The 8041-nt window shown below is 40.7% G+C and carries 12 protein-coding genes; 7 read left to right on the plus strand and 5 right to left on the minus strand.

All coding sequences use genetic code 11. The features are described from left to right. Positions 1–138: 138 nt before the first annotated feature. Genes coaD through J7K40_06800 form a run of 4 tightly spaced genes read right to left on the minus strand, consistent with a single transcriptional unit; the run spans position 139 to position 2474 of the window. A complete protein-coding gene (gene coaD, locus J7K40_06785; GenBank protein ID MCD6162102.1) occupies positions 139–621 on the minus strand; it encodes a pantetheine-phosphate adenylyltransferase in 483 nt (160 codons plus the stop codon). A gap of 1 nt (position 622) precedes the next feature. After that, positions 623–1165 (minus strand): 16S rRNA (guanine(966)-N(2))-methyltransferase RsmD, encoded by a 543-nt coding sequence (rsmD, locus tag J7K40_06790; protein MCD6162103.1) that lies wholly within the window; start codon positions 1163–1165, stop codon positions 623–625. Positions 1166–1171: 6 nt separating this feature from the next. Beyond that, the gene (locus J7K40_06795; GenBank protein MCD6162104.1) at positions 1172–2008 is read right to left on the minus strand and encodes a hypothetical protein; all 837 of its coding nucleotides are present in this window, start codon (positions 2006–2008) and stop codon (positions 1172–1174) included. A 1-nt stretch (position 2009) separates the two neighbouring features. Beyond that, positions 2010–2474, minus strand: coding sequence for a helix-hairpin-helix domain-containing protein (locus J7K40_06800; protein ID MCD6162105.1), 465 nt, complete (start codon positions 2472–2474; stop codon positions 2010–2012). Positions 2475–2765: 291 nt separating this feature from the next. Here J7K40_06800 and J7K40_06805 point away from each other — a divergent pair, with 291 nt between their 5' ends. From J7K40_06805 to J7K40_06825, 5 genes are all read left to right on the plus strand, one after another. Continuing rightward, positions 2766–3332 carry an RNA polymerase sigma factor gene (locus J7K40_06805; protein ID MCD6162106.1) on the plus strand — a complete coding sequence of 189 codons (567 nt, stop codon included), beginning with the start codon at positions 2766–2768 and terminating at the stop codon, positions 3330–3332. Beyond that, positions 3332–3778, plus strand: coding sequence for a zf-HC2 domain-containing protein (locus J7K40_06810; protein ID MCD6162107.1), 447 nt, complete (start codon positions 3332–3334; stop codon positions 3776–3778). The genes J7K40_06805 and J7K40_06810 overlap by 1 nt, the downstream gene beginning before the upstream one ends. After that, a complete protein-coding gene (locus tag J7K40_06815) occupies positions 3775–4095 on the plus strand; it encodes a YbjQ family protein (protein MCD6162108.1) in 321 nt (106 codons plus the stop codon). Before J7K40_06810 ends, J7K40_06815 begins: the two co-directional genes overlap by 4 nt. 354 nt (positions 4096–4449) lie before the next feature. Next, a complete protein-coding gene (tadA, locus tag J7K40_06820) occupies positions 4450–4911 on the plus strand; it encodes a tRNA adenosine(34) deaminase TadA (protein MCD6162109.1) in 462 nt (153 codons plus the stop codon). Further along, positions 4908–5354: a hypothetical protein gene (locus J7K40_06825; protein MCD6162110.1), complete on the plus strand. Its 447-nt coding sequence runs from the start codon at positions 4908–4910 to the stop codon at positions 5352–5354. The genes tadA and J7K40_06825 overlap by 4 nt, the downstream gene beginning before the upstream one ends. Positions 5355–5409: 55 nt before the next feature. Here the strand turns inward: J7K40_06825 and J7K40_06830 are convergent, their stop codons facing one another. Next, a complete protein-coding gene (locus J7K40_06830; GenBank protein MCD6162111.1) occupies positions 5410–5598 on the minus strand; it encodes a ferredoxin in 189 nt (62 codons plus the stop codon). Between the two features lie 401 nt (positions 5599–5999). Here J7K40_06830 and J7K40_06835 point away from each other — a divergent pair, with 401 nt between their 5' ends. Both J7K40_06835 and J7K40_06840 read left to right on the plus strand, forming a co-directional pair. Further along, a complete protein-coding gene (locus J7K40_06835) occupies positions 6000–6152 on the plus strand; it encodes a hypothetical protein (protein ID MCD6162112.1) in 153 nt (50 codons plus the stop codon). Between the two features lie 181 nt (positions 6153–6333). Further along, complete coding sequence (locus tag J7K40_06840) at positions 6334–7818, plus strand: response regulator (protein ID MCD6162113.1); 1485 nt, start codon at positions 6334–6336, stop codon at positions 7816–7818. The last annotated feature ends 223 nt before the right edge of the window (positions 7819–8041 follow it).

An 8041-nucleotide genomic window follows, 5' to 3' on the forward strand; every position in this document is an offset into this window, starting at 1 on the left:
TAACATATTACAGCGCTGTGCCTTATCAAAACGCAAGTGTTAAACTCCGGCTATATTACCCTAAAACATAAGATATTATTTTGTCAACAACCTAACCGGCAGTTAGCTCATCATATCATATAATTTATCAGACCGCGGCTATTTACCAGCCAATTTCTCTCGAAGTTTACGGGCAACTATATCAGCTACGAATAAATCAACCTCGCCGCCAAACTGCGCAATATCCTTAATCAATGAGGATGATAGATAGGCATACTTGCCGCGCGGCATAAGAAAAGCAGTTTCAATCTCCGGCACCAAACGGCGGTTCATTAACGCCATCTGGAATTCATATTCAAAATCCGAGACAGCCCTCAAGCCTCTGATTATGGCAGAGACATTATTTTCTTTCGCATAATGAACGGTTAATCCCTCGAAAGCGACAATTTCGATATTCTTTTTATCTCCCGCAACGGCTTTTAGAAGGTCAAGCCTTTCCTCGACCGAGAAAGTTGTTTCCTTAGTGAGATTGCAGGCAACGGCGACTATCAGCTTATCGAAAATAGCCAGCGCCCGCTCTATAATATCAGTATGTCCATGTGTAACCGGGTCGAATGTTCCCGGATATAAAGCTGTTCGCATTTTAAACCTCTCTAATATAATAATCGACCTGGGTCTGGCCGAATTTCGATTGTTTAACGAGTTTTAGCATATTTTGCTGAGGATGTTCCTGCTTAGACCTTTCCAACACTAAAATCCCCCCAATTCTTAAAATATCTTTGGCCGCGGCCAGTTCGCAAATTTTACTGCCGCATTCCAAATTATACGGCGGGTCGGCGAGAATAATATCGAAACTTAAGCCGCTGTAATTTTGCAAAAATTCAAAAGCGTCCTGTAGATGAAATCTCGCCTTATGTTCGGTTTTAAGGTTTACCGCATTTTTTTTAACAATTTCTAAAATCTGCTTGTTGTTATCGACAAATGCTGCCCGAAGCGCCGCCCGCGATAATGCCTCTAAACCAAGCGAACCGCCGCCACAAAACAGGTCCAGCATATTGCTGTCAACAACATCCTCTCCCAATACATTGAACATTGATTCCTTAACCCTGTCGAGCGTTGGCCTGAAATAATTATCATTATTGTAGACAAGTTTTCGGCCTTTATACTTTCCAGCGATAATTCTCATTGCGATTTATTTTGACATGAGTAAGCCGGCGACAGCGGCAAATACTCCGGTTGGAACTAACTCTGGTTTTTTTATCTTGCTAATCGATTCCGGTACATTAAGCATTTCAGCCCAGGAAATTTTGCCAATAGCATCTAATTGATTGAGATCCCCGCAAATAAGCGCTTGCGGTGTTATTCCCTCGGAAGCATGTCCCATAATATAAAATGCTATTTCATCAGCAAGATTGGATTTTTCACGGCCTATAAACCGTCCGCTTAAAAAATCGCCATTATTAGATATCACAATTGAGGCGCCGTCATGTTCGAGCGAAATTGCGGTACAGAAACTGCTGCTGTTTGTGATATGATTTATCATATTAAACTGCCCCATAGCCTCTGAATCGAGGCTGATTTTCTTGGCAGAATCCGGAGCGGCAAAATCTTTTAGAACCTCAATAAAATCGGAGGGAACAGCATAATACATATACTTAATTACTTTACTGTCATAGCTTTCGGCTAATTTGTTAAAGCCAAAGGTGAATCGTCCCAATTCTTCCGGGAGCTGTTGAAAGGCTTCCCATTTTAAGAACTCATCGCCATAAGTCTTTATGGCGGCTTGGCTGATAGAAACAGGCTTCACTAACGAAAAACGCATCGGCACAATTAAGGTTATTTCATCGGCTTCATCATAAAGCTTGATTGCATGTTCGCCGCCCAAATCGAAAAGTCCCGGCATATCAGAATCATCATTCTCAGAATTGCCGATAAAATCGGACTCCTTAAAATCGATCTTGATGAACTCAGGCTCAAAATCGCCGCCAGCTGCAATCACCGCATACCCATCCTTTATGTCAATTGCCAACTTATTCAAAACTTATATACCTTAACATCTTAGTTAATTTGTTTTGGCCAACACCTTTAACTTTTAGCAGATTATCAGCGTTATTAATAGCGCCGGCGGAATCCCTGAAAGCGATAATTCTCTGTGCTAAAACCGGTCCCACTCCCGGAAGCATCTGCAATTCTCCGGCATCAGCAGTATTAATGTTTATAGATGATTCTCCATAACCATCGGCAATCTGTAAATCTCCTTCAGGCTGTGCCTGCCTTCCGGCAGGTTGAGTTTTCTTTAAGGCATTTGTTTGGGCTATCACAACCGCTTTGGATGTATCCAATACGGCAGTATGCTTATAGCCATCCAAAAAACTTTTAATATCAAATTTCATTGCTTGCCGCTGACGGTCGGTTATTGTTAATATCAAACCGATAAGAATAATCGCCAGCAAGACGAGTACCACCCGCCTTTGATATGGCGCCATCGATTGCATATAAATAACTTATCATTATCGACAAGAAATGTCAAGAAAGCTTAAGTAGAAATGCTTATAAATTTTGGGCTTGTGATTAATGATTCATAAATTTGAACTGTGCTGCCGGAAGTTAATTCTGACAATTCTGTTAACGTCACAGACTAAGGGTTTGTTTGTATCTGGTGGGCGACATCCGCCATAGACAGTCTCGTCCGCGGCGGCGGATTCACTATTGCATTTTATTTATTGAAAAAAAAATGGAAAAAATCGAAATAATTGAATAATATAACCCGCAAGGGGTATTTATTTATGAAGAAAGAAACGGAAATAAGGGATAATGTTATTGTGGATGAGTGTCGGAGTGGTAATCTTATGAAATTCAAGGTCTTAGTCGAACGCTATAAAAAATCCACTTACTATTATGCGCTTGGCATGATTGGCAATCCGGAGGATGCTTACGACCTTTCGCAGGAAGCATTCGTAAAAGCATATAAATCGCTGGAACGTTATGACGAGAGCCAGAGTTTCAAGAACTGGCTGTTTACGATTTTATCGAATTTGTGCAAGAATGCGCTGCGGTCGACATCGGTACGGAAAAAATACATCTCCTCATCCGATATTGCATTTACCTATACGCCCGCCTCTGCAAAAACCAATCCGGAAATTTCTTATATTAAAAAGGAGACCAAGAAGTTGGTCTGGGAGGCTTTAGCAAAACTCGATAACGAGGCAAAGGAAATTATTATATTAAAACATTTTCAAGATATGCCATATCAAGAGATTGCAGAGGTTTTGGGCATACCTGTAGGCTCTGTTATGTCGCGTCTTCATTATGCCCGTCAAAAACTAAAAAAGGCGCTTGAGGGGAAAATATAATGAACTGTCAGAAAGCTAATATATATATATCCGGCAAACTTGATGGCGAGCTTACTGTCGAACAGGAACGGGAATTAGATATTCATCTCGATAGTTGCCCGTTTTGCCGTAAAGAGTATGATGAACTGCTAAAAATAAAGGAGGTTACAAACGATATGCGCTTTTCTGAATTGCCGGACAGATACTGGGCAGGCTACTGGAACGGCATTTACAACCGTCTTGAGCGAGGCATCGGCTGGATATTTTTATCTGTCGGTTTGATAATTATTTTGTGCTTTGGGGCATGGGAATTATTCGATAAATTTTTCCTTGATGATTCGGTTTCAGCAATATTAAAATTGGGCATCGGCGCCGGCATTATCGGCGCAATTACTTTGTTAGTTTCTGTTTTTAGACAGAAGTTATTTGCTCGCAGGCATGAACGTTATAAGGAGGTCGAACGTTGATAATTGTAACATCCGATGAGATTCACGGCAAGAAAATAGTAGAAGTATTAGGGCTGGTAAGAGGGAATACGATAAGAGCCCGTCATGTTGGGCGCGATATTTTAGCGAAATTCAGAAACATAGTTGGCGGTGAGATAACCGAATATACCAAGATGATAGCCGAATCCCGCGAACAGGCATTAGACCGGCTGAAAGCTGAGGCTCAGAAGCTGGGGGCGAATGCGATTATCACCTTGCGTTTTTCCACCTCCTCAATGATGCAGGGCGCAGCGGAGCTGTTGGCATACGGCACGGCGGTTAAGGTTGAGGATGAGTAGCTGAAATACAATATAGTTGGCGCACGGGGGATGTACGCCAACCATGGAATAACTTGGGGGCGTTAGGATGTGCTGTCAGGTCTTCAGGCCTGGCAGCCGGTCGGGTAAGAACACCCAACCGCACAGTTTTGCCGATGTCGTCAGGAAAGGGTTCCTGACGACGCATTAACCAATGCTCCTGAAGACGCATTAAACCACAATGATTAGCTGTAGATGACAGGAATGGTGTCTGCCTGCTTTTAGCTAAGCCCCGCATTATCGCTACAACTTATGATATATCATAAGGTTATAAAATATATATTAAAATCATTTGATTTTTTATAGAATTTCTCATAAAAGACCAATCAATAGCTTATGATTGGTGATAATGACAAATATTTTATGGAGTTGGCATTAGCCGAGGCCGAAAGAGCCGCCGTTGAGGGTGAGGTTCCGGTCGGCTGTGTTATTGTCCATGACGGGATGGTAATCGGTAAAGGGCACAACCGCACCGAATCTTTGTGCGATCCAACCGCGCATGCCGAGATACTGGCTATAACCGCCGCCGCAAACCATCTTGAAAGCTGGCGCCTTGAGGGGTGTTCAGTCTACAGTAGCCTTGAGCCATGCCCAATGTGCGCTGGCGCTTTGGTTTTAGCCAGAGTCGACCGGCTTGTATATGGCGCTAAAGACTCGAAATTTGGCGCCTGTATGTCATTGTATAATATCGTTCAGGATATCAGGCTAAATCATCAATTGGAGGTTATTCCCGGAATTTTGGAAGAACGGTCGGCGCAGCTGCTTAAATCATTTTTTAAAACGGCGCGAAACAGGTGATTACAGATAATTATATTATCGCCCAAATCGGCAAAGCCGCGGTTATCGGGACGGCAATTGTCTTTTCTGTTAATATCGTTTGTCTAATTGTAAGTTATGCGGTTATAAAAAACCAAGAGCCTTCAGGCATAACTCAGTTAATGACTATTATACTGGGAATTATTGCCATTGTCGATATAGGGGCAGCGTTCTTTCTAAAAAAGCAATTACTAATGCCTGTTTTAAAATATGATGCTCCCCCAACTGAGGATTATCTTAGTCAGATTATATTAAAAATAACAATTATTGTATCGTCGTTATGTGCGGCTCCGGCGATATATGGCTTAGCGGCTGTTTTTTTCGGAGCGAAAACCGAAGTAATGGCTGGTTTTGTTATTTCAAGTTTGGCGGGGTTTATGTTATTACGGTTAAGGCCGCGCGATTTTAAAAATTTGATAAAATAAAAAGCCGAAGCGCTGCTGCTTCGGCTTAAGAATTCTATTCTATAGATTATTAGAGTTATTCGATGATTTCGATACAACCCTCAGGGCAACTATCGACAGCATCACGGACATCCTCTTCAAGATCTTCCGGAACTACATCGACAATAACTTTAGCCTTGTCGCCATCCATTTCGAAAACCTCAGGGCAGAGATCGGTACAAATAGCATCACCGCTGCAAAGATCCTGGTCGATTTTGACTTTCATAATAATTCCTCCTACATGTTTTCACATATCAGCCCGCCTAATATAAGCAGGCTTAAGTTATATTTTAATTATTGGCGAATATAGGTTGGAACTTTTTTTCTGTCAAGTATTACCATTATTCATTTTGATATTTTTTAATGAAATTTTTACCACTGTCCGGTTTTTATTATGGAGTAAAACCAATGATTTGAATATCGCCAAATACTATACGGACTAACTAATATTGTTTCAATGGCTTATGTCGCCCGCTGCAATTTTTGACTATTTACAAAGGTTATGGAATATTTTAAATATATAAAATGTCACTCCCGTCCGGCTTGAATTATAATCTAAGCAACAACAAGATGTTGAGCAACTCCGACAAACATCGGCATTTCACTTTTTGAATTGTATTATATTTCATGCCTGTCCGCCGACAGGAGGAATTAGATTTCAGAAGTCGATTCTTATTCGATGATTATCCATTTACGTCATTCCCCCGCCGCGGCGGGGGAATGACATCACTATTGCATCCGCCTAAGGCGGACAAAAACCCGGACAGTAGTGATGTCTAATATTGGATATATTAAGAATATGATTGTCTAATAAGAAAATTTTTACGGGAAAACGTTTCTTACAGCAACCCCCGTTTAATAGTTAAACCAAAATTATCCAATTCATGCAACAATAAACGTATAGTTATCGAAGTATGATTTCTATAAGCCGATAATGAAATAGAATCGAGGAGGAATCGCTTTGATTGCGAATGATGTATTAGATTCAATAATAATAGATCAACCATTATCGATATTAGTTGTTGATGACGATAAAATTATTCTTCAAGTCGTCAGTGAAATGCTAAGCGATTATAACTATAATATAATTCTGGCAGAATCGGTGTCTGAAGCAATCAATATTCTTAAGGAAAAAGATATTTCTATTGTACTTACAGACTTTGTATTGAATGATGGTTCCGGTATGGATGTTATGTTCCATGTGCAGAAATATCAACCTGATGCCAAGATTATTTTGATGACCGGGAAACCAACAATCAAAAACGCCATATCAGTTATTAGAAGCGGTGCTTTCGATTATTTAATAAAGCCATTCGAAATGGAAAATTTGCAGTCCACAGTCAGGCGAGCGGCTAATCAGTTGATACTTGAACGTGAGAATATCCGTCTCAATGAATTAATGTCTTTCTATACAATAACCGAGGCAATGGGTTCTGAAATTAAACCCGACCGTCAGTTATCTTTAATTCTTAAAACCGCTTTAAAAGAATTCAATGCGGATTTCGGAGCGCTTCACTTGATACAGGAAAACGGTCAGCTTGCTCTTCAGAAAGTGATTTGCCCAGACCAGAATTTATATCAACATTTATGCAGTTTCAGTCAGGATTTTGCGGAAAAAGTATCTATGAATAGCAAACCGATTATTGTAAATGAGGCCGAAGCGCAAGCCCAAATAGGATTGAATATTGCTAAGTCATCCATTTTCCAGCCATTAATGGTCAAAGGGAATTGCATTGGCGCCCTTTGCCTGATTCGCACTAAGGATATTCATAAATTTACTACCGGGCAATTATCGACTTTCTCGCTTTTTGCCGGCAAAGCGGCTTTGTCAATTGAAAACACGAAACTATATACCGAACTCGAGGATTCATACTTGGATGCTGTTGGAGCACTGGCAAATGCTATTGAGACGCGCGATAAATACACTGCCGGACATACTGATCGGGTTTGGAAAAATTCTCTCGGTATCGCCAAAATCCTGAAATGGAATCAGGATAAGATAAAAGAATTGCGTATGGGAGCCATTCTTCACGATATAGGTAAAATCGGAGCTCCCGATGCCATACTCAATAAGCCCGGCCCGCTTACACCGGAAGAACAAGCAGTAATGAAAACTCATCCCGAATTAGGAGCGCATATCATTAGAGAAATCAAGTTTCTGCAGCCTGCCCTGCCGTATATATTATACCATCATGAACGCTTTGACGGCAATGGCTACCCTGATGGGTTAAAAGGGGATAATATCCCTATACAGGGAAGATTGTTGGCTGTTGTCGATACTTTTGACGCTATTATTACTGATCGTCCTTATAGAAAAGGCAGAAGCATTGATGAAGCAGTTGAAGAGATAAAAAGAAACTCCGGCACTCAATTTGACCCGGTTATCGTAGAAGTATTCCTTGAAGCAATTGAAAGCACTAAGGATATTCTAATAAACCAACCCTGAATACAGATTTTGTAGAACTAACTAGTATTATTCATAAACTTATAGAGCAATAACTTCCTTATATTTTTTCACTACTGTCCGGCCTTTTTTATTGAGTTCTTAAAATAATACCCAAACAATCGAAACTTGCTTATTTCATAACCCATAGAGCAGCGGGATGTTGGGCGACTCCGATAAACATCGGCACTTCATCTTTTATTTTGTTAAATATTTCGAACTAAGA

The sequence above is a fragment of the Candidatus Zixiibacteriota bacterium genome, from assembly GCA_021159005.1.
GTDB lineage: Bacteria > Zixibacteria > MSB-5A5 > UBA10806 > 4484-95 > JAGGSN01.